Raw genomic sequence first — 20,602 nt, 5'->3', positions numbered from 1 at the left:
CGGCGATGGCCACGAGGCCGGCCGGCTGGGTGCTGCGGGCGCTCGTGAGCGCGCATACGGTGGCGATCTTCGGCCAGCCGGTCTTCGCCGGCGTCTATCTGAGCGGCGACTACGAGGGGCTGCGCCTGCACGCGACCGGCGCGGACGTCGTCACCTCCCTCGGTTACCTGCAGCTGATCGCAGCGGGCGTGGCCTGGGCACGGCTGCGGCGGCCCGCGCTGTTCCTCACCACGCTGGCGCTGGTGACGGCCGAGACAGTGCAGTACTTCGCCGGACGGGACGGCGCCCTCTGGCTGCATCTACCGCTGGGCGTGGCGACCATCGCCGGCGTCGTCGTCCAGTTCGTCTCGGTCTGGCGGGGCCCGATCACCCGGCAGGAGAACATTGATGAGTGAACTGAGCAGACGCCGAGTGCTTGGCCTCGGCGGTGCACTCGGGCTGACCGCGGCCGCCGGGTTGTCAACTGCGGCAGCGCTGTCCCGGCACCCGTCGGCGACCGGCGCCGAATTGCGCAGCGCTGTCCCGCTCCCACCGGCGTACCGGACGCCGCTGCCGCTGCCGCCGGTCCTGAAGCCAGTCAGTACGGCGGGTGGTGTCGACCGGTACGAGGTGACACAGCGGGAGGCGAACCTGGAGATCCTGCCGGAGATCAGGACGCCGATGTGGACCTACGAGGGCATCTTTCCGGGGCCGACGATCGAAGCGCGCCGCGGGCGGCCGGTCACGGTCACCCATCGCAACGAGCTGCCTGTGCCGACCGTCGTCCATCTCCACGGCGGGCACACCACGGCCGCGTCCGACGGTTATCCGACCGACCTCGTCGTACCTGAAGGTTGGCAGGACCACACGCACGGGCACCATCAGGCGACGGGCGGAATGCACGATCCGCGGGCCGTCGTGACGAGGTTGACGCGGGACTACACGTTCGGAATGAACCAGCGGTCGACGCTGCTCTGGTACCACGACCACCGGATGGACTTCACCGCACCCGCCATCTGGCGTGGCCTCGCCGGGCTGCACATCATCCGCGGCGAGGCGGAGGATGAGCTCGGACTGCCCACTGGTCCTCGCGAGCTGCCGCTGGTGATCACCGATCGCGCCTTCGACGGCGAGGGTGGCCTCAGCTATCCCTCGCTCGATCCGGATCTGCGCAGTCAGCCGGGCGTCCAGGCGCCGTACCTCGCTGGAGTTCTCGGCGACGTGATCCTCGTCAACGGCGCACCCTGGCCCGTCCACGAGGCCGATGCGGCGCGCTACCGGCTGCGTGTTCTGAACGCCTCCAACGCGCGGCACTACGAGCTCGAGGCTGTCACCGATGACGGGCGCCGGCTCGACCTCGTTCAGATCGGCGCCGACCAGGGGCTGCTCGCCGTACCGGTCACTCACGCGACCGTGCCGATCGCGCCTGCCGAACGCTACGACCTGATCGTCGATCTCTCGGGCGTCCCCGTGGGCGGCCGGGTCCGGCTCCGCAACCGGCTGGGCTCGGGACGCACCAGCGAGGTGGTCGCTTTCCACGTCGTCCGCAAGGCTGCCGATCCGAGCCGCATCCCACCCGTCCTCTCCCACGACCTGCCTACCTGGCGCCGGGAGGACGCGGTGCGGGTCCGCGACTTCGCCTTCCGCGCCGGCCGCATGCACGGCGGCCATGGCTGGGTGATCGGCGGCCTGCCGTTCGACCCCGCCCGCAGCGACGTCACCACTCGTCTCGGCGATGTCGAGGTTTGGCGTCTGATTGCCGACGTACACCACCCTGTCCATCTCCACCTCGTCGGATTCCAGGTGCTGTCGCGCGGCGGGCAACCACCCGGCCCGTACGACGCCGGACTCAAGGACACTGTCTCGCTGCGGCCCGGCGAGTCGGTGGAGATCATCACCCGCTTCGACGGCTACCGCGGCCGGTTCCTGTTCCATTGCCACAACGCTGAGCATGAGGACATGGGCATGATGGCCAATCTAGAGATCGTCTGACGCCGGTCGCTTCGGGCCGCGGAGTGCGGTGAACAGAGCCAGCGCTGCCATCAAGATCACGCCCGCCCACATGGAGGTCTGCCAGCCCTCGACGAAGGACTGTTTCGCGGCGTTCACGAGTGCAGGCGTCGCGTGGGCGTCATGCAGCGCGTTGGCGATTCCTTCGCGAGCGGCGGCCGCGGTCGCCGCCGGTACGCCGTACAGCGCGGGCTCGATCGCGGAGCGGTACCCGGCCGTCAGCAGCGCACCCAGGAGTGCGACGCCGAGCGCCGTACCGAATTCGCGGGTGACGTCGTTGAGGGCCGAGGCCACGCCTTGCTGCTCGCGCGGCAAACTGCTGGTGATCACCTCGGTGGACGGGGTCATCGCGATGCCCATGCCGAGTCCCATCGTGATCATGCCGGGCAGGACACTCAGGTAGCCGCCGTCGACGGAGACCAGTACGGCGAGCAACGTCAGGCCGCCGCCGGCCAACGCGATGCCGATCAGCATCGTGGCGCGGGCGCCGAGCCTCTCGGTCAAGCGTGGGCTGATGCCGGAGGCAACCATCATCAGCAGCGCCATCGGCATCAGACCGGCCGTGGACAACAGTCCCGACCACCCGAGTACGGCCTGGAAGTACGGGTAGAGCATCACGAAGATGCAGGCTTGGACCCCGAAGACCACGAGGAGGCCCGGATCTCCCGAACGTGACCCCAGCCGCAAGGTAGTTCGCCCGTTCGCTCTACCGGCTGGCGTGTGTTGGTTCTACGGTGGCGGGTCATGCGTAGTGAGTGGGCGGCGGAGGATGTTGTCGGGTCCTGGACGCTGGTTGATGAGGACTGGCGGTTGGTCGCGAACAAGACGGGGCCGACCAGGCTCGGGTTCGCGTTGTTGTTGAAGTTCTTCGAGCTGGAGGCACGGTTCCCGGAGAGGGTCGACGAGCTGCCTGTGGCAGCGGTGTCGTACATCGCGGAGCAGGTCAAGGTTGATCCGGACGAGCTGGCGGCGTATCGGTGGCAGGGCCGCACGATCGAGTACCACCGTGCCCAGATTCGCGATGCGTTCGGTTTTCGTGAGTTCACGCGGGCTGATGAGGACAAGTTCGCTGATTGGCTGGCGGCCGAGGTGTGTCCGGTCGAGCTGCGCGATGAGCAGTTGCGCGAGGCGGTGCTGGTGCGGTGCCGGGCGGCCAAGGTGGAACCACCGGGCCGGCCGGAGCGGATCATCGGTGCTGCCAAGGCACTGTTCGAGAAGATGTTTTGCGAGCAGACTGTGCTGAGGCTGGGGCCGGGGTGTGTGGAGCGGCTGAGTGCGTTGGTTGAGCTGGGCGACGGCCGGGCTGGTCTGCTGGCGGAGCTGAAGGCGGATCCGGGTCAGGTGAGCCTGGACACCCTGCTGCGCGAGATCGGCAAGCTGAACGCGGTGAAGACCCTGCAGTTGCCGGCGGGGCTGTTCGCGGATTGTTCGGAGCGGCTGGTCCAGGCCTGGCGGTCGCGGGCGATGCGGTCGTATCCCTCAGATCTCGCGGCCGCGGCGCGGCCGGTGCGGCTGACGTTGCTGGCGGCGTTGTGCTGGACTCGGCAGGCCGAGATCACCGATGCGCTGGTGGACCAGCTGCTCGCGCTGGTGCTGAGGATCAACACCCGCGCGGACAAGAAGGTCGAGCGGGAGCTGACCGAGGACCTGCGACGAGTACGCGGCAAGGAAGGGATCTTGTTCCGGCTTGCGCAGGCCGCGATCGATCACCCCGACGACACGGTCCGGGCGGCGGTGTTCCCGGTGGTCGGTGAAGGCACGCTGCGGGATCTGGTGCGGGAGGCGAAGGCGAACAAGAAGGTGTTCCAGGCGCGGGTCCGCACGGTGCTGCACTCCAGCTACACCCATCACTACCGGCGGATGCTGCCGCCGCTGCTGGCGGCGTTGTCGTTTCGGTGTAACAACACTGCCTACCGGCCGGTGATGGACGCCCTGGGCCTACTCGCGCGGTATGCCGGCGTCGACGGCAAGCAACGGTTCTACGCCGCAACGGACCGGCCACCGATCGAGGGGGTGGTGCCTGCGGCGTGGCGCGAGGCGGTGGTCGACGAGACGGGCCGGGTCGAGCGAGTGCCGTACGAGTTGTGTGTGCTGGTCGCGTTGCGGGACGCGATCCGCCGCCGCGAGGTGTACGTCGATGGCGGGGTGCGGTGGCGCAACCCCGAGGACGATCTCCCGGGCGACTTCGACGACACCCGCGAGGTCCACTACGCCGCGCTGCGCCAGCCGACCGATCCGACTGAGTTCATCACCGGCCTGCGGCAACGGATGACCGACGCGCTCACGCGGCTCGACCAGGGCTGGTCGGCGGCACGGCGGGCGGGGTGCGGATCAAGACCCGCAACGGGGAGCCGTGGATCTCGGTACCGAAACTCGGCCCGTTGCCGGAACCGCAGCATTTGCAGGCGGTCAAGGACGAGGTCCAGCGCCGGTGGGGCACCCTGGACCTGCTCGACGTCTTGAAGGACGCCGACTTCCTGGCCGACTTCACACCCGAGTTCAGCTCGGTGGCGTCGCGTGAGGTGCTGGACCGGTCGACGTTGCAGCGCCGGCTGTTGCTGTGCCTGTTCGCGCTGGGCACGAACATGGGCATTAAGGCGATCGTGTCCACCGGCGAGCACAGCGAGACCGAGGCCCAGTTGCGCCACGTCCGCCGGCACTACATCACCCGCGACAACCTGCGCCGCGCGATCGCGAAATTGGTCAACGCCACCTTCGATGCCCGCGACCCGGGCTGGTGGGGATCCGGGACGGCGTGCGCGAGCGACAGCAAGAAGTTCGGGTCGTGGGAGTCGAACCTGATGACGGAGTGGCATCAGCGCTACGGCGGGCCGGGGGTGATGATCTACTGGCATGTCGAACGCAAGTCCACGTGTATCTACTCGCAGCTGAAGTCGTGCTCGAGCAGCGAGGTTGCGGCGATGATCGAGGGTCTGTTGCGGCACTGCACCGACGCCGAGATCGACACCAGCTACGTCGATACCCACGGCGCGTCAGTGGTGGGGTTCGCGTTCACCGAGCTGCTTGGGTTCCGGCTGCTGCCTCGGTTGAAGAACATCGGCTCGATCCGGCTCTACCGGCCCGACGACACCGGTACGCCGTACGCGGCGCTCGGTCAGGTGCTGACGCGGCCGATCCGGTGGGAGCTGATCGCGCAGGAGTATGACCAGATGGTGAAGTACGCGACCGCGCTGCGGCTGGGGACGGCGGAATCGGAGACGATTCTGCGCCGGTTCACCCGCGGCGGCCCCAAGCACCGCACCTACGCCGCGCTGGAAGAACTTGGCCGGGCGGTCCGTACGGTCTTCGCCTGCGACTACCTCGCGAGCGAGGACCTGCGCCGTGAGATCCACGGCGGCCTGCAGGTCGTGGAGAACTGGAACTCGGGCAACACGGTCATCTTCTATGGCAAGGACGGCGATCTGACCGGCCCCGACCGCGAACACGCCGAAGTCTCCATGCTCGCCCTGCACCTGCTCCAGTCAGCGCTCGTCCACGTCAACACCCTCCTGCTCCAGTCGGTCCTCGAGGACCAGGCCTTCCTCGACCTGCTCGACACCGCCGACCGCCGCGGACTGTCCCCGCTGTTCTGGACTCACATCAACCCCTACGGCCGCTTCCACCTCGATATGGACACCCGGCTCGACCTGGCCAGCTTGGCCAGTGCCGATGGTGCTGGGCTGGCTGGCGGCTGAGTCTCCGTACCACGTAGCGATCCGCCGCCACTGGCCCGACACCCTGCGGGGTCGTCGCTTCGATCCAGACCGGCACTGTGACCGGCGGTGGACTCGTGCCGATCATGCCTGCTCCGAAAAGGCTGCACTTTGCTGCAACTGTTCTTCCTTCCCGCTGCTGTTGTCTGGCCGGTAGTTTCGGAGTGCCCGGTGCTGGAGGGTGCCGGGTTTCCGCCCACGGGGAGGTTCGATGAATTTTCGGAGAACGGCGACGCTATTTGTCGCGTTGAGTTTTGGATCAATTGCGTGCATTCCGTCGGCTGTTGCTGCGCCGTCCGACGGACGGATGCAGTCGCGGGTGGCTGCCGACGCACCCGACGACTGCTCGCTATCGGACCAGGATTCAGGTGAGTGTCTGGGGTGGGCAGGTACGGCCGGAGCTGACCCGGCCGCCGCCACCGTCGCCAGCGCCATCCTGCTCGGCAAGGCTGACCAGGCGCGGGCCTTCTTCAGCCGGGAGCGCGCGGCCATGAGCTCTGAGACCCAGAACTTGATCACGCAGGCGTTCGCGGTTGCCGAAGCAGACGGAGCAGACGAAGGCGCGCGTGTGCTTGCTCCGCTTGTGTATCCATCGCCGGATGAGGCTGCAGGTAAGCGAACGAAGAGCTTCAGCCCGACCGTCTCACCGATCAACAACGGCGAGTCGCGTGCGATGAACTACTACAAGTGGACCCTGCACGGATCCACGAAGACCCAGATCTACTACGGGTACAAAAACTCGTCCGGCTACCACACACTCGGCTCCCTCACCGCCGACCTGGAAGCGCACACGTACTTCCAAGACAACGGCACCAACTGGTACATGGACGTCGTTCACAGCTCAGGGGTGCGGCCGTACCTGACCTCTAACGTCGAAAACATTTTGCAGGACGCGACCGGGCCCGACCCCAAAAAGTCGACGCTGAATTGCCCTGGGGGCGGCTATCTGCTGAACTGCAACGTCTACAGCAACCCGTCAATGACAACGGGAAACTGGTACTACATTCAGGCCAATTGGACCAACACCCCCGGGGCGTATCCCGCCTCAAGAGTGTCGGTCCAGACCCGGCGCTGGAAGGTGATAACTTCCAAGAACTGGCAGTTCCCTGTCTACGCCCAAGGTGGCTGAGTTCAAGCTGAGGAGATGACGTGATCGCCGAGGAAGAGATCGCCCAAGCACAGCGCACTCGCCTGGCGATGCTGGACGCTGTCCACGACGGCATCCAGCGGCGGACCGAGATACTGGCGCTCGTCAGCAGTTCCGAGTCGTCGGCTGATGCGCTTGCCGGCATTCAGGAACTTCTCGGGGTGGCCGAGGAGCACGCACAGGCTGTCCTCGATCTCCAGTTCGCGCGGCTCACTCGTTCGAACGTAGCCCGCATCGACCGCGAGCGTGAGCAGTTGCGCGCCGAATGGACCTGAACAACAGGCACTGAAAGGAAGGTGCGTGGTCGGCCAGACATTTGGCCGACCACGCAGCTTTCTTCCCTTTCAGCCCACCACGAGCTGCTGGAAGACCTATGACACGGAGACGCTGCTACTGAAGTGCCTACACTGGTGGCTATGAACGCGAACTTGCACAGCTCGGATCCAGGCGCCTTCCCCGACGCCGTGCAGGACGGCGATGAAGGTCTCGGGTGGACAGGAACGATCGGCGCCGACCCGGCCGCTGCAACCGTGGCCAGCGCGCTGGCACTCGGCGAGGCCGCCGCAGCCCGCAGGTTCTACGACCAGTACCAGGGCGAGGTCGATCCAGCGACGAAGGCACTCATCGAGCAAGCGCTGGACCTGGAGCCGCTCGAAGGGGCCAGCGCCGCCGCCCGCCATCTCAGCTCACTCGTCTACCCATCACCAGACCGTCCGGCCTAGCGCGACAGCCTCGTGCACTCGCGGCCCTGCTGCTTTGGCAGCGGCTCCACGAGCTACGGCGTGCCGTCGGCACCGGAGTCGCTGCCGTTGAGATTGCCCACCTTGCGGCGGTAGCGGCCCTGCGCGGCCTTGTTCGGACTCGCCTCCGAGCGCGGTGGCGATCTGCCGGAACGTCAGCAGCGACGACTCTGCCCGGCCCTTCGCATGGCTGGATAGGTTCTCGGAAACGAACGTTCACGAGACACTCCGAGCAGTCAGGTCAGCCCGGCGACCAACTCGTCATCACCAAGCTGGACCGGCTCGGCCGGTCGCTGGAACACCTGATCGACCTGTCGAAGGACCTGCAGACGCGTGAAGTGGACCTGGTCGTGCTCGACCAGGGCATCGACACCTCCACCGCCGTCGGTCGCATGTTCTTCCAGATCCTCGGCTCGATCGCCGAGTTCGAACACGCACTCATGTCCGAACGCACCCTCGACGGCCTCGCCGCAGCGCGCGCCAGAGGACGCACCGGCGGCCAGAAACCGAAGCTCGGCACCCGCCAGGTCACCCTGGCCCGGCAGATGTACGAAGAACTCGCCGACGACGGGAAGCGGCGCTACACCGTCGCCCAGATTGCAGCCGAGTTCGGCGTCACCCGCCCCACCATCTACCGCCACCTATCCAAGCCATAGACCACAGCCGGGTTCTCAGCCGCTCACATCGGAACGGTCAGGGGCCGGCACCTCCGCCTACCCCGGTCGGCTATCGCCCCTGACCGTTCCATTGCCGCTCGAGCCCCTACGCCACCCACGACCAGGTCTGCGAGCGTGAGTTCGGGACCGAGCGCAGCGTGGCGGCGAGCGCGACCAGAACCAACGCGACCGGCAGGACGAACAGGTACCGCCAGCTCGCGACGTCCACGAGCGCTGCCGACAAGAACATCCCCAGTACGCCGCCTCCCCCGGCCACCCCGGTCCAGACACCGATCGCACGGCCGCGTTCCTTGTCCGGGAACGTGGAGGTGATGACGGCGAGCGTGACCGGCATGATCATCGCCGCGCCGATGCCGCTGAGAATCCGGGCCGCCAGCATCACCTCGGCCGACGGCGCCACTCCCCCGGCGACGTTCGCGATGCCGAAGACGGTCAGGCCGATCAGCAAGACCGGCTTGCGTCCCCACCGGTCGCCGACCGCGCCCAGGGTGAGCAGCAGCGCGGCCAGGGTGAGGGTGTAGCTGTTGATGATCCACAGGATCGTGCTCTGCGAGGCGCCGAAGGCGACGGCGAGATCCGGCTGGGCGACGTTCAAGCCGGTGACCGACGAGATCACCGCCATCAGGGCGATGCAGACCGCGATCAGGATGGCCCGGCGCCGGCGCGCGTCCGGGACGATCGAGCCGGACGGGAGGACGGGCGTCGTACTCATGGATTTCCTTTCGCACACTGACTGAACAAGCTCGACCGTAGGCAGTGTTTGCGGGGTAGGCATAGAGTTGTGCCTATGACGCAAGATGATGGCGAAGTGGACAGCCTCGTACGCAAACGCATCCGGGCGCTGCGAGTGGCCCAAGGGTGGTCGCTGGACGAACTGGCCACCCGGGCGCGGATCAGCGCGTCGTCACTGAGCCGGATCGAGAACGGTCAGCGGCGGCTCGCCCTGGATCAGCTCGTCACCCTGGCCCGCGCGCTCGACACTTCCCTGGACCAGCTGGTGGAGACCGCTTCGGACGACGTCATCTCCAACCCGATGCTGGACGGCACGCACGGTTCGATGCGCTGGCCGATCAAGGCCGACCCCGGGATGACGGTGATGCGCCGCCGGCTGACCGATCCGCCACCTGACAACCCGGCCAAGATGCGCGCGCACCCCGGCCGCGAGTGGCTCGTCGTCCTGTCCGGTACGGCGGTGCTGATGCTGGGCAACCGGCGGTTCCGGGTGGAGACGAACCAGGCGGCCGAGTTCCCCACGATGCTTCCGCACGCGATCGGCGCCGAGGGCCGGCCGTGCGAGATCCTCGGCATCTTCGACCGCGACGCCCGCCGCGGCCACCTGACCGACCAGTCCGATCAGGCCTGAGTGAGCTCCTGGTGCATGCCCAAGGTGTTGTGCGGCGGGTTGAGCGGAGCGGGGTGCGCGGCAGGACTCTGGTACTGCGCCAGCTCGAGCCGGCCGCTGCCGTCGGGAGTCCGCATCATCGCGACATCCGAGACGACGCCCTCGAGGCCGACACACTGGTCCGCCCACGGTCCCTCCGCCCGCGCTCGGCCCTCGACGTCCAGACCGAGCTCGGTGAAGTAGGCAACAGCGGCCTCCAGGTCGCCGACCACGATGCCAACGTTGTCCATCCGGTGAATCGTCACGATGTCTCTGCTTTCCTCAGGTAGCTGTTGCCCCTGAGACGACACCGAGCCGGCGGTCTCGACATCACTCCATTGGTTGGAGTTCGCTACTCCGGCGCTCCGCTTGGTTCGGGCGCTACCGCCGCTGCCTGCGCGGCGGCCAGTTGATCGCGCAGCGCGTCGACCATCTGCTCGGCGGCCCGCTGACCAGAGAGGGCCGCGGCGACGCGGTCGGCCGCGGCCTCCCTGATGTCAGCGAGCTGGGCCTGGTGGTCCGCGCGCAGTTGATCGCGGTCCGCTCGGTGCTCGGTCCGGAGGCTCTCGAGCTCGGCGCGGTGCTGGTCGCGCAACTCGCGCAGCTCTGCACGGAGCTGGTCGGCGGTCTGCTGGGCGATCTGGCGCTCGGACTCAGCCGTGGCTTGAGCGATCCGCGCGACCTCGATCTCGGTGCGTGCCTGCTGAACCTGAAGCTCTGCGGCGGACTGGATCTCGGCGATCCGGCGCTCAGCGTCGAGACGTAGCTCTTCTGCTCGTGCGCTGGCGGCTTCCTGAGCGGCCAACACCTCCTGCCGAGCCTGCTCCACTTCCGCGGCAGCGCTCTCACGGGCGCTGACAGAATCTTGGCGGGCCTTCTCGGCGGCTGTCAGCGCAGCCAGCGCCTCGGCGCGGGCGGACTCCAGCTCTTCGAGAGCGTCCTGGGCAGCCGCGTCGGCCTCCTCGCGGGCGTCTTCGGCCTCGACTGCCTGCTGCTCGGCCTGGCGCCGGCGGTGTTCTTCTTCCCCGCGCTGGCGCTCGACCTCTGCGACCTGGGCACGCGATGCGGCTTGAAGCTGCTCCACCTCGGCCGCCACCGCCTCGGCATCGCCGTACGCCCGAACTGCTGCGGTGATCCCGGTCAGGAACTCCTGCAACTGCTCGAGCCGGCGCGGCAGCTCGAGCATCTGGTTCTCCAGGGTTGTCCTGGCGGTCGTCACCGGGCCGGCAGGCAGCGGCGCGACGGATCCTGCGCCGGCCGGGGCGCGCTCAGGGCGCCTCTCAGCGGCATTCTTCGCCTGCCAGGCGGTCGCCTTGTTGTGGACGACGAGCTTGCCGTCGATTCCAGGGCCTTCCAGACCGCAGTACTTCGGTGGCCGACCCGATGCCCCGGCGTCTTGCAGCTTCGGATTAGGGCAGTTCACGCCAGGAAACTCGCAGAGGCCGTCACGGGCCGGCGAGATCACTTCAGTTTCGGTCGCGGTCATGGATTTCACCCTACCCTACTTTCGTTATTTAGTTCATGGTTACGTTCCTTTAGTTTCGTCATATATGACTGAACTATGAGAACTAAAGTCAGAGTGCAAAGAGCGCATAATCCCCGTTATGCGCTACCCTCGTCGCTGTGGACGATGAGCGGTCGGACGGCCTGGAACGACGGAATCTGGTGGCTGAAAAAGAGCCCCTCCCTGATCGGGTAACCGAAGCTGCCGTGCGACGCTCACTGGGAGCGCGCCGTCCAGTAGGAGCCGAGCGGTCAGCCGCACCGGTAGACCGGCTGGATCTCCTGGCCGCTGCCCTGGCTCCGGAGCTGACCGCACTCTGCGTGCTTTGGCTCGGCGGGACTCGACGCGCCAGCCCACAGACCCGGATCGCGTACGCCGATGACCTGCTGCTCTGGGCGGAGTGGGCCCGCCGAGAGCTCGGCCGCGACCGGTTCGCGCTCGATCTCCACCGGGCCGAGGTGACGATGTGGTTGTCGCAGCAGCAAGATGCCGGGACCAGCGAGTCCTCGATCGCGCGCCGGCTGTCGACCTTGTCCAGCCTCTACCGGTACGCCGCCAGCTGGGGCCTGCAGGTGGTCTCCCCCATCTCCGACGACGACCACCGCCCGAAGTTCCGCCGCGGCCGGCGCGCCACCTCGGCCCGCGTCCTGCAGGCCGATGACGTCTCAGCGATCCTCGCGGCCGCCACCGATGTCCGGGACGCTCTCGTCGTCGGCCTGCTCTTCACCGGCGCACTTCGCGTGTCCGAACTGTGCGCGGCCAACGACACCGACCGGCAGGACGAAGGACGCCGTACGTGGCTGGTCATCACCCGCAAGGGCGGTGAGGCCGTCCGCGTACCGCTCGAGACCACGGTCGCCGAGCTCCTCGACCTGTACGTCGCCATCCGCCCGCCGTGGACCGGCCCTGGCCCGGCGCCTCTGGTTGCCGATGCCGCCGGTCAGCGCCTTGACCGCCACGACGTCACTCGCCTGCTCCGGCGCCTCGCCAAGACCGCCGGCATCCCGCGGCCGGAGAAGGTCACCCCGCACTCCCTGCGTGCCACCGCGATCACCGACCAGAAGCGCCGCGGCCTCAGCGCCGAAGACATTCAGGAACTTTCGGGCCATGCCGACGTACGGACCGTGATGATCTACATCGACGACAGCGGCCGCAGCGACCGTGTCTCGGCGATCACCGACGACCTGGGCCGCGTCATGCGCGCCGTACCGCGTCACCTGCGCCGTACCTGAGCCGGTGCCGCCGAGGACTTGCTATAATTCAGCAGTCGGCCTTCGGCGCCCCTGTTAGGTGCGTGCGGAGGCTTTTTTCATGCCTTCTGACACCTCCGCCGCACCACCCACCACGTACCGCGATCTGCTCCGCCGCCGCGAATTCGTCGGCCTCTACGCCAGCTTCACCCTGATGGTTGCCGCGAGCACCTTGTCGGGCTTCGCGCTCGGCACGCTGGTCAACCAGCAGACCAAGTCCCCGTTCCTGACCGCTGTCAGCATGTACGGCGCCACCTTCGCTACGGTCCTCGGTGCGCTGACGCTGATGTCGGTCGCGGACGGCAGCCGCCCGCGTCGAACCCTCGTCGCGCTCCAGTGCGTCTCGCTCGTGGGTGTGGCCGCACAGGCGATCCCTGGCCTGCCGCTCGCCGCGCGGTTCGGTCTGCTGCTGATGCTGGGGTTCTTCCAGTCACTGGGCACGGGCGCACGGATGGGCCTGCTCGCCGAGGTGGTGCCGACCTCCACCTACGCACTGGCGCGGTCACTGATGAACATCACCTCGGGAGGGATGGCCATCCTCGGATACGCCATCGGCGCCCTGCTACTGCGATCTCTGAGCCCACAGCAAGTCTTCGCCGTCGCGGCAGCGCTGACCGGCGGTGGATTGATCGTCGTGGCGGCAACGGTCCGCGAACACTCCATCCGTTCGACCCGCCGCCCTGGACTGCGCCAGACCTGGACGACGAACATCGAGCTGTTCTCCCACGCCGGCCAACGCGCGCTGCTGCTGAACCTGTGGGTCCCCAACGGCCTGATCGTCGGCTGCACGGCCCTGTTCATCTCCTACGCTCCCGACCACGCCGGCGTCTTCCTAGCTGCCGGATCGGCAGGCATGCTGCTCGGTGACCTTGCAGTCGGCCGGCTCTTCACCGCCGAGCAACGCCGTCGCTACGCCTTCGCCCTGCGACTGCTGCTGGCCGCGCCGTACCTGCTGTTCGCCGTCCACCCGCCGGTGCTGGTGGCGACGGCCGCCGTACTGATCGCCAGCGCGGGCTATGCCGCCACGTTGCCGCTCCAGGAACAGCTGCTCGAGTTGACCCCTGATCCGGTCCGTGGCCAGGTCCAGGGTGTCGAGTCCGCCGGCCGGATGACCTGGCAAGGGATCGGAGCCGCGATCGCCGGCGGAATCGCCCAGCACTTCACCGCCGGCACGGCCATCACCTTGGTGGCGGCCGTCTCGATCGCCGTGACAGTCTTCTCCCGCCCGTTCGTGGTTCGCGCCCGACCCGTCCAGGCGGTCAAGGCCTGGCCCTAGGTGGTCTCACCGGCTGTACGACGGATGTGTCGGTGGCCGGTGCGATGCTCTGCCGCATGCTGATTCCAAGAGCCGCAGCAGTCGTGGTCGACGCCGGCAAGGTCCTCGTCATCAAGCGGTACCTGCGGCAACAACGAGCTGACGACTGCGTGATGTGCGAGGCGCTTGGCGCTTCTGAGTTGATGTGCGCCGGGCACCACTACGCGGTACTGCCCGGCGGTCACGTCGAGGACGGCGAGACCCCTGAAGAGACCGCGCTCCGCGAGCTCACCGAAGAGACGACGCTCACCGCCGAGATCGACCGGCTGCTGTGGACCGGCGAACACAACAAGCGCCCCGCCTACTACTACCTGATGCGCGACGTCCGCGGGACCGTGCAGTTGTCCGGCCCCGAGGCCGAGGACCATCGCCCCGACAACAGCTTCGAACTGCTGTGGATGGAACCAAGCACGCTCAGCTCCATCGGCATCCACCCACCCGAGATCCCATCCCGCCTGAGCGAGCTCCTCGGCTGACACGACGCTGGCTCAGTTGGGGTGGAGGCCGGCCATGAGGAGGTCGAGCAGGCGGCCTGCGAGCGCTTCGTGTTCGCGTGAGCCGGCGACGGCGAAGATGCCGATGAGGGCGGCTGAGATGTCGCTGGCGGGGACGTCGGTGCGGAGTTCGCCGGTCGCGCGGCCGGCTTCGAGGATGCTGTCGATGGCGCCGAGCAGTTCGGCGCGGGTGTCGCCATGGGCGATCTCGCCCGCCTCGACCATCGCGAGCAGCGTGTCGAGCATGCCGTTCTTGGTCGCGATCCACTCCCCGAACAGGTCCATCCAGCGACGCAGCGCCGTGGGCGGGTCAAACTGCGCAAGCATCTCACGGGCACCGGTCGTGAGTCGCGTGACCTGGTCCTGGTAGACCGCGTCGACCAGCGCCTCGCGGGTCGGAAAGTGCCGATAGAGCGTTGCGATACCGACTCCGGCTTCGCCGGCGATCGCGCGCATCGACGGCTCGTCCTTGGCGGCCGCGAACATACGGGTCGCCACGACCAAGAGCTGTTCGCGGTTGCGGGCGGCGTCCGCCCGCGGTCGACGGGCCTGAGTGGCAGGCAAAACGGATCACGCTCCACTTATGCTAGCTTGGATCTCTAAACGGAGCATAGTTCGTTTACGGCGGACCGCTACAGGAGATCAGCGCAGATGAGAGAGCAGAGCCGGGCAGTTCAGTTCGAGTCGTTCGGCGGGCCGGAGTGCTTGAGCGTCAACGACGTACCCGAGCCGCACGCCGGGCCGGGGCAGCTTCGCGTGCGAGTCACCGCCGCCGGTCTGAACCCGATGGACTGGTACATGACGTCTGATGCGGAGACCGCCGCCCGGTTCGGGTTGAGCCTGCCGTGCGGGTTCGGGACCGACTATGCCGGGGTGGTGGACGAGGTTGGTGACGGCGTGACCGAGTTCGCGGTCGGTGGCCGGGTGTTCGGCGGCGCCATGTCACGGGCTGTCGCCGACTACGTCATCGTCGAGGAAGCGGGCGCCATCGCGGCGGGCGGCCAGGCGCATCACACTCCTGATGGCGTCGACGATCGCACCGCTGCCACGCTGACGATTGCAGGCTGTACGGCGGCCGCAGCGCTGGCCGTGGTCAACCCCGGCCCGGGCGACACCGTGCTGATCGGTGGTGCGGGTGGCGGGGTCGGCGTGTTCGCCGTCCAGCTCGCGCGCCTTGCTGGTGCGCGGGTCATCGGGACGGGGGCGGCATCTTCGGCCGATGCTTTGCGGGCGCTCGGGGCCGAGCCTGTCACGTATGGCGATGGTCTGGTGGACCGCGTCCGTGCGCTGGCCCCTGCCGGCGTCACCGCGGTGATGGATCTGCATGCGACAGACACAGCGCTCGCAGGGCGGGAACTCGGCGTACCGGATGAGCGCATCACCACCATCGCGGGCGTGATCGACGGGATCACGCCGGCGAACGGCGCGAACGCGGCGCCGGGGGCCATCGAAGAGATCGCCGGTCTGGTCGCGGCGGGCAGTCTCCGGGTGCCGATCGCGGCCAGCTTCCCGGTCGAGGAGATCCGCGCCGCGGTCGAGCTACAGGCCGGGCGGCATGTCCAGGGCAAGGTTGTCATCGAGCTCTGGGGCGTACAGAAGGACTGGTGATGGGCAGCGTTCATCGTCCTTCGCCGGTCTTGCCCACGCTCGCACGCCCGGCGAGGGCGAGACCTATTAACAGTCCGTCCGTACACCTAGGTGAGGGTCGCTAGGTCTCGGGTGGCGTAGCGGAGGTGTTCCCACTCCTCTTCGAGGATGGTGTGGAGGCAGGACAGGACCGTCTCGGGATATTGCGGGGACCACGGGTTCGGGCGGGACTCGGCCAATGACTCGTCGGTGACGGTTGTCAGGTAGTCGCGGACCTGGGTGAGGTGCTCGGCTCGGACGGCCAGGACTTCGTCGTACGTCGGGTTGGTCGTGGCGAAGACGGACGGATCGCCGCCGTCGGATTCGTACTCGACGTTCGGCTGGCCGACGGGGTGGAACGGGTTCTCGATGCCGAGGACGGCTCGGCCGAGCCAGACGTCGGTGGCCATGATGAGGTGCCGCAGTGTTTGCGCGAAGGACCACTCGCCGTCAACGGAGATGTCGACCGTCTCCGGTGGGAGGGCGGCGGCCCGGTCGAGGGCGTTGGCCCAGGCGCGTTCGAGGGTGGACCACGCTGTGCGAAGAGTGGCGGGGTCCTGGGCGCGGCGGAGTTCGCGGCCGGGGAAGCGGCGGTTGAGTTCGGTGTCGACGAAGGGCGCTACGTTCACGCCGTTGACGAGCAGGACGTTGTCGCCGGCGAGCAGCCAGGGGGCGTCGATGTCGGCGCCGGCGACTTCTGCTCCGCGCAGGACGACTCCGGACAGGTCGCAGCGGACGAAGCGTGCGCCGCGCAGGTTGACGTCGGCGAACCGCGCTCCCTGCAGGTCATCGGATTCCGTGAACGCTGCCATGCCGCCAGTCATATCGCATCGGGGACGGTTGCAGGAACCTGCAAGCCTTTTGCCGCGCTTCGGCGGTGGACCTAGCTTGGGCGATTCGCCCAGCTTCAGGAGGATTGCGAATGTCGAACAAGATCATTGCGCGCGTTGCCGTGGCAGTAGCGGTGACCGCCACGTCGTTGGTGGTCGGCGCCGGTACGTCGCAAGCGGCGATCGATTGCACGCAGTACGGGACCAACAACGACTCCGGGTTCCTCTACACCATCGGTGCGGTCCCCCCTACCGCCGTGGACCGGGCGCCGCGTGTGCGAGCGTCGGCAACCACGAGGGCAAGGCCGCCATCTGGTGCTCGAAGTACAACCCCGAGACCGGCAACCTCTGGTACTACGCGCGCGACATCTCGTCGAACACGGTCGGCTGGGTCTGGGCCGGCAACGTGCAGCGGACCGAGGGCTCGAACCACGCGGGCTGCTGATCGACCCGTCGGGGCAGCGCGTTCAGTGCGCGCTGCCCCCGCGGCCGAAGTGCGCCAGGCAGTGCCACAGGTGCTTGAGATCCTGCGCCGAGTGGGTCGAGGCCCGAGCCGCTCGGCCGATCAGCTCGGGAGTGAGCAGCGGGCCCAGGGACTCGGCCAGCGCGACGATGTGCGGACCCCGGTACGCCGGGTCGATCGCCTCCGCGCGGACCCGGAATCCGGGGTGGTACTCGACCGGACAGCCCAGCCGCTCAGCGGCGTCCGCGATCGGAGTGCCACGAAAACAAGGATCGAGTACGACGGCCTCCACGTCGGCCGTGAAGCGAACCGGACCGTGGACGTGGGCTTCGACGGCATCGTCGAGATCACCCAGAGCTGACGCGTCAGCCAAGGCGCAGAGAGCAGCCAACGCTCTCCAGTCGCCGAAATCGGTCGGTTCGTAGACCGAGTCCGGGAAGCAGAAGGTAGCGCGATCCACGGTCTCCGGACGCAGTCGCACGTACGACGAGCCGAAGCGGACCGCTCCCCCGTACGGATCGGCTCGCCGGTTCCAGGCGCCGTACACGGGTCGGTCCGCGGCGGGAGCGGCGTCGTACCGGCCGGCGAAGAGGCGGGACTCCCAGCGCCAGCGGTCACCACCGGCGTAGGCGGTCAGCCCGCCGTTCGAGCTGCCGGTGCTGAACTGCGAGCGGTAGATGCCGTCGGCAACCATTGACTCGATCACGGTGCGACCCTGGTACGGCCAGTCCGGGTGAAACTGCAGCGTGATCATCGGCGCTGCGCGACGACCCGCACCAGGCCGAGCAGCTCGCCTTGGTCGGCTTCGAGCATGGTGGCATCGGGAGCGTAGCCGCGGCCGACGAGGTCGCACGCGCGAAGCCATTGCAGCCAGTCGTCCCAGCCGCCCTCGACCATCTCCGCCGTGGTGACGTCGACGAGCTCGGTGCGCTGCCAGTGTGTGCGCCACCAGTCGGGGCTCTGCCAGGTGAAGAAGTCCGGAGTCCAGCGCTCAGCCAGGTACGGCGGGAGGGTCGGGCCGGGATCGCGGGTGAGACCGGGCGCGACGAAGCCGACCGAACCTTGTGGCTTCAGGAAGTTGAGCAGATAGGCCAGGTAGCGGGCCTCGGTACCGAAGTAGTGGTAGGCGCCGATGCTGACGACCGCGTCGAAGTAGCCATGCGCGAAGGGCAGTTCGCGGGCCTCGGCGCGGATCGGGTGCACGCGGTCCGCGACATCCCAGGTGCGGATGCGCTGCCAGTTGTCGGTCGGGTCGGTCCAGAGGTCGGCGGCCCAGACTTCGACGCCGTACTCGCGGGCCAGGAAGATCGACGAGACCGCGGCACCGCAGCCGAGGTCCAGCACGCGCATGCCAGGTTCGAGCGTCATGACTTCCATCAGCGACTCGACGCACCACAGTGGGTGCGGGCCCATCGGCACCTCGACGATCCAGGCCGGGTCGTAGGTGGAGCTGCGGGGATAGCGCTCTCGCGTGAGCGCGGTGCGGAGTTCCTGCTCAGTGGTGGGTGGCATCTGTTAGAAGATGACAGGCATGCCGCTGGAGTCGCAACGCAATTCCTCGCCGGGCAGGCTGATCGCCCTGGTCGGTACGTCGAGTGCTGGGAAGTCGAGTACGGCGAAGCAGCTGCAGCTCGTGCTGCCCGAGCCTTATCTACTGGTCGGGCTCGACCACTTCTACGACATGTTCCCGTCGGACTGGGGAGGCCACCGGCGCGGACCCGGCCCGGGGTTCTGGCAGGAGACGGTGACTGACCCGGACGGGAAGCCGCGCATCGTGACGCACTACGGCGAGGCGGGCCGGCGGATGTTCGAGGGTATGCGGGCGTCCGTACTGGCGCTGCTCGATACCGGGAACCACGTCATCCTTGACGAGATGCCGGTGGACGACTCGATCATGCCCGCGTGGCGGGAGGCGCTGCGTGAGCGGGATGTCTATTGGGTTGCGGTCGAGGCGCCGCTCGAGGTGATCGAGGCGCGGGAGCTGGAGCGGAATCACGGTCGGCACCTCGGCAACGCGCGCGGGCACCACGGCACCGGGCTGGACGGTCGTTTCGACCTTCGGCTTGATTCGGCCGCGCTCACGCCGGAGGAACGAGCGGCAGCGGTACTCGAGGGCCTCCTCAGCCGCGGGAACGGTAGCGGGTCATCGCTTTGAGAAGCAGCTGATTGATCGGACCGGGGAGAGCGCGCTCCCACTCTCCGACGGCTTGGACGAGTTCGCCGCCGGTGCCCAGCTTCCAGCGAAGCAGGCCGAAAGCACGGTCTTCGGGGTCAAGCGAGTCGGAGACACCGCGCATGTCGTAGCGGTCGGCACCCAGACGGTGAGCTTCGGTCATCATGGTCCACTGCAGGATGTGGCTGGGGCGGACATCGCGGTGGTGATTGGCCGAGGCACCAGACTGGTACCAGACCCGCTGCCCGACGACGTTCATCGTGTGCGCGGCCAGCACTTCGCCGTGCCACGTGGACAGATAGAGGCGCATCCGGCCGGGCTGCTCCGCGTTCAGCACGCGGTACTGGCGCTGGTAGTAGGCGAGACTGCGCCCAAGCCGGAAGCCGTTGCGGCGCTCGGTCGCCTGCAGCAACTCGAAGAACGCGGGGAGGTCGCTCTCCGAGCCTTGCCGGATCTCGATCCCGGACTTCTCGGCCTTCTGGATGTTGCGCTTCCACTCCTTGCTCAGCCCGGCCCACAACTCGGCCTGCGTCCGGCCGGCGATCGGCACCTGGAACAGGTACCGCGGCTGGGCATCGCCACCGGTCCCCTCCTCACCGCCGCGAGTCCACCCGAGATCGCGCAACCGCTCCGCGACCGACGACCCGACCGGCTCGACGACATCCGGCAGTACGTCGTCGACGCGCCGCCCCCGCCGTACGGCGTTCTTGAGCGTGGACGCCTGCCACCGCTTCAGTACGGCGGGTGGGCCGAGGCGGACTGCGAACACCTGACGCCGATCCAGGTGCTCGAGCAGCGGGTCGAGCCAGCGCTCGAGTCTCGGATCGGCCCAGTCGATGTCCGGCCCCTCCGGCAAGTAGGCGTACCAGCGGGAGACTCCGGGGAGCCGGCGGTACAGCACGAGCGTGGTGCCGACGACTTCGCCGGCGCTGTCGCGCCAAGCGAGTAATTCAGAGCTCCACTCCGTTTTCACGGCCGCCCAGGACGCGACTTGCAGATAACTCCGGCCGCCGTGGAGTCCGGCCGCGGCGTGGTATTCCGGCGGAGCGATTACTCCGATCTCGAGTACTTCCGAACGTGTCCGGACTTCGGTCCTCACGGTGCCTCCCCAGCGATCGCCTCTACCTCTTAAGACGGAGTGGAGCGCCGAAAAGTCACACGTGGACTGGAGATCCGTCCGCGTCGGCCCGGAGCCGGGCAACAAAAAATCCACCCGGAAAGGGTGGACCTGAATTGTTTCTTGCTTTATTCTGAACAAATGCCCAAATGGAATGTAAATGCGTTCCTATCAATAAACTTA

General features: G+C 67.7%; 24 protein-coding genes. 15 read left to right on the top strand and 9 right to left on the bottom strand.

The features are described from left to right. Positions 1–5: 5 nt before the first annotated feature. Positions 6–395, top strand: a complete 390-nt coding sequence (locus ABZS29_RS23095; RefSeq protein WP_355464342.1) for a hypothetical protein — start codon at positions 6–8, stop codon at positions 393–395. Beyond that, positions 388–1,971: a multicopper oxidase family protein gene (locus ABZS29_RS23090; RefSeq protein ID WP_355464341.1), complete on the top strand. Its 1,584-nt coding sequence runs from the start codon at positions 388–390 to the stop codon at positions 1,969–1,971. Before ABZS29_RS23095 ends, ABZS29_RS23090 begins: the two co-directional genes overlap by 8 nt. On the opposite strand, the gene ABZS29_RS23085 is transcribed toward ABZS29_RS23090, so the two are convergent. Next, positions 1,957–2,637, bottom strand: coding sequence for an MFS transporter (locus ABZS29_RS23085; protein ID WP_355464340.1), 681 nt, complete (start codon positions 2,635–2,637; stop codon positions 1,957–1,959). The two genes, ABZS29_RS23090 and ABZS29_RS23085, sit on opposite strands and share 15 nt — an antisense overlap. A gap of 96 nt (positions 2,638–2,733) precedes the next feature. Between ABZS29_RS23085 and ABZS29_RS23080 the strand changes: the two genes are divergently transcribed. The 6 genes from ABZS29_RS23080 to ABZS29_RS23055 all read left to right on the top strand — a co-directional run bounded on the left by ABZS29_RS23080 (position 2,734) and on the right by ABZS29_RS23055 (position 8,245). Beyond that, a complete protein-coding gene (locus tag ABZS29_RS23080) occupies positions 2,734–4,452 on the top strand; it encodes a DUF4158 domain-containing protein (protein WP_355464339.1) in 1,719 nt (572 codons plus the stop codon). Further along, positions 4,371–5,684, top strand: coding sequence for a transposase (locus ABZS29_RS23075; protein WP_355464338.1), 1,314 nt, complete (start codon positions 4,371–4,373; stop codon positions 5,682–5,684). Before ABZS29_RS23080 ends, ABZS29_RS23075 begins: the two co-directional genes overlap by 82 nt. A gap of 229 nt (positions 5,685–5,913) precedes the next feature. Next, a complete protein-coding gene (locus ABZS29_RS23070) occupies positions 5,914–6,831 on the top strand; it encodes a hypothetical protein (protein WP_355464337.1) in 918 nt (305 codons plus the stop codon). Between the two features lie 20 nt (positions 6,832–6,851). After that, entirely contained in the window at positions 6,852–7,124 is a 273-nt protein-coding gene (locus tag ABZS29_RS23065) for a hypothetical protein (RefSeq protein ID WP_355464336.1), read from the top strand. A 141-nt stretch (positions 7,125–7,265) separates the two neighbouring features. After that, the gene (locus ABZS29_RS23060) at positions 7,266–7,571 is read left to right on the top strand and encodes a hypothetical protein (protein ID WP_355464434.1); all 306 of its coding nucleotides are present in this window, start codon (positions 7,266–7,268) and stop codon (positions 7,569–7,571) included. Beyond that, positions 7,550–8,245 carry a recombinase family protein gene (locus tag ABZS29_RS23055; RefSeq protein WP_355464428.1) on the top strand — a complete coding sequence of 232 codons (696 nt, stop codon included), beginning with the start codon at positions 7,550–7,552 and terminating at the stop codon, positions 8,243–8,245. Before ABZS29_RS23060 ends, ABZS29_RS23055 begins: the two co-directional genes overlap by 22 nt. A gap of 106 nt (positions 8,246–8,351) precedes the next feature. Here ABZS29_RS23055 and ABZS29_RS23050 read toward each other — a convergent pair whose 3' ends face one another. Further along, the gene (locus tag ABZS29_RS23050) at positions 8,352–8,978 is read right to left on the bottom strand and encodes an MFS transporter (protein ID WP_355464335.1); all 627 of its coding nucleotides are present in this window, start codon (positions 8,976–8,978) and stop codon (positions 8,352–8,354) included. A gap of 75 nt (positions 8,979–9,053) precedes the next feature. On the opposite strand from ABZS29_RS23050, the gene ABZS29_RS23045 reads away from it, so the two are divergent. Beyond that, positions 9,054–9,629 (top strand): XRE family transcriptional regulator, encoded by a 576-nt coding sequence (locus ABZS29_RS23045; protein ID WP_355464334.1) that lies wholly within the window; start codon positions 9,054–9,056, stop codon positions 9,627–9,629. Here ABZS29_RS23045 and ABZS29_RS23040 read toward each other — a convergent pair. Both ABZS29_RS23040 and ABZS29_RS23035 read right to left on the bottom strand, forming a co-directional pair. After that, the gene (locus tag ABZS29_RS23040) at positions 9,620–9,913 is read right to left on the bottom strand and encodes a VOC family protein (protein ID WP_355464333.1); all 294 of its coding nucleotides are present in this window, start codon (positions 9,911–9,913) and stop codon (positions 9,620–9,622) included. The genes ABZS29_RS23045 and ABZS29_RS23040 overlap by 10 nt on opposite strands. An 86-nt stretch (positions 9,914–9,999) precedes the next feature. Next, positions 10,000–11,133 (bottom strand): hypothetical protein, encoded by a 1,134-nt coding sequence (locus tag ABZS29_RS23035; protein ID WP_355464332.1) that lies wholly within the window; start codon positions 11,131–11,133, stop codon positions 10,000–10,002. A 224-nt stretch (positions 11,134–11,357) separates the two neighbouring features. Here ABZS29_RS23035 and ABZS29_RS23030 point away from each other — a divergent pair, with 224 nt between their 5' ends. The 3 genes from ABZS29_RS23030 to ABZS29_RS23020 all read left to right on the top strand — a co-directional run bounded on the left by ABZS29_RS23030 (position 11,358) and on the right by ABZS29_RS23020 (position 14,192). Then, entirely contained in the window at positions 11,358–12,383 is a 1,026-nt protein-coding gene (locus ABZS29_RS23030; protein ID WP_355464331.1) for a tyrosine-type recombinase/integrase, read from the top strand. Positions 12,384–12,462: 79 nt separating this feature from the next. After that, positions 12,463–13,677 carry an MFS transporter gene (locus ABZS29_RS23025; RefSeq protein WP_355464330.1) on the top strand — a complete coding sequence of 405 codons (1,215 nt, stop codon included), beginning with the start codon at positions 12,463–12,465 and terminating at the stop codon, positions 13,675–13,677. Between the two features lie 56 nt (positions 13,678–13,733). Continuing rightward, positions 13,734–14,192: an NUDIX domain-containing protein gene (locus tag ABZS29_RS23020; protein WP_355464329.1), complete on the top strand. Its 459-nt coding sequence runs from the start codon at positions 13,734–13,736 to the stop codon at positions 14,190–14,192. 12 nt (positions 14,193–14,204) lie between these two features. Here the strand turns inward: ABZS29_RS23020 and ABZS29_RS23015 are convergent, their stop codons facing one another. Next, entirely contained in the window at positions 14,205–14,708 is a 504-nt protein-coding gene (locus tag ABZS29_RS23015) for a helix-turn-helix domain-containing protein (RefSeq protein ID WP_355464328.1), read from the bottom strand. 153 nt (positions 14,709–14,861) lie between these two features. On the opposite strand from ABZS29_RS23015, the gene ABZS29_RS23010 reads away from it, so the two are divergent. Then, on the top strand, positions 14,862–15,818 hold the full coding sequence (locus ABZS29_RS23010; protein WP_355464327.1) for an NADP-dependent oxidoreductase: 957 nt from the start codon (positions 14,862–14,864) through the stop codon (positions 15,816–15,818). Positions 15,819–15,904: 86 nt separating this feature from the next. On the opposite strand, the gene ABZS29_RS23005 is transcribed toward ABZS29_RS23010, so the two are convergent. After that, the gene (locus tag ABZS29_RS23005; protein ID WP_355464326.1) at positions 15,905–16,648 is read right to left on the bottom strand and encodes a DinB family protein; all 744 of its coding nucleotides are present in this window, start codon (positions 16,646–16,648) and stop codon (positions 15,905–15,907) included. 205 nt (positions 16,649–16,853) lie between these two features. On the opposite strand from ABZS29_RS23005, the gene ABZS29_RS23000 reads away from it, so the two are divergent. After that, entirely contained in the window at positions 16,854–17,111 is a 258-nt protein-coding gene (locus tag ABZS29_RS23000; protein WP_355464325.1) for a hypothetical protein, read from the top strand. A 22-nt stretch (positions 17,112–17,133) separates the two neighbouring features. Here ABZS29_RS23000 and ABZS29_RS22995 read toward each other — a convergent pair whose 3' ends face one another. Together ABZS29_RS22995 and ABZS29_RS22990 are read right to left on the bottom strand one after the other, a co-directional pair. Continuing rightward, entirely contained in the window at positions 17,134–17,883 is a 750-nt protein-coding gene (locus ABZS29_RS22995; RefSeq protein WP_355464324.1) for a DUF3626 domain-containing protein, read from the bottom strand. Next, positions 17,880–18,641 (bottom strand): methyltransferase domain-containing protein, encoded by a 762-nt coding sequence (locus tag ABZS29_RS22990; RefSeq protein ID WP_355464323.1) that lies wholly within the window; start codon positions 18,639–18,641, stop codon positions 17,880–17,882. Before ABZS29_RS22990 ends, ABZS29_RS22995 begins: the two co-directional genes overlap by 4 nt. Before the next feature lie 19 nt (positions 18,642–18,660). Here ABZS29_RS22990 and ABZS29_RS22985 point away from each other — a divergent pair, with 19 nt between their 5' ends. Next, positions 18,661–19,284 (top strand): AAA family ATPase, encoded by a 624-nt coding sequence (locus ABZS29_RS22985; RefSeq protein WP_355464322.1) that lies wholly within the window; start codon positions 18,661–18,663, stop codon positions 19,282–19,284. Here the strand turns inward: ABZS29_RS22985 and ABZS29_RS22980 are convergent. Next, positions 19,250–20,401 (bottom strand): peptidoglycan bridge formation glycyltransferase FemA/FemB family protein, encoded by a 1,152-nt coding sequence (locus tag ABZS29_RS22980; protein WP_355464321.1) that lies wholly within the window; start codon positions 20,399–20,401, stop codon positions 19,250–19,252. The genes ABZS29_RS22985 and ABZS29_RS22980 overlap by 35 nt on opposite strands. Positions 20,402–20,602: the final 201 nt, after the last annotated feature.

The sequence above is a fragment of the Kribbella sp. NPDC005582 genome, assembly GCF_040605415.1.
GTDB lineage: Bacteria > Actinomycetota > Actinomycetes > Propionibacteriales > Kribbellaceae > Kribbella.
This window is presented reverse-complemented; position numbering and strand designations above follow the sequence as displayed.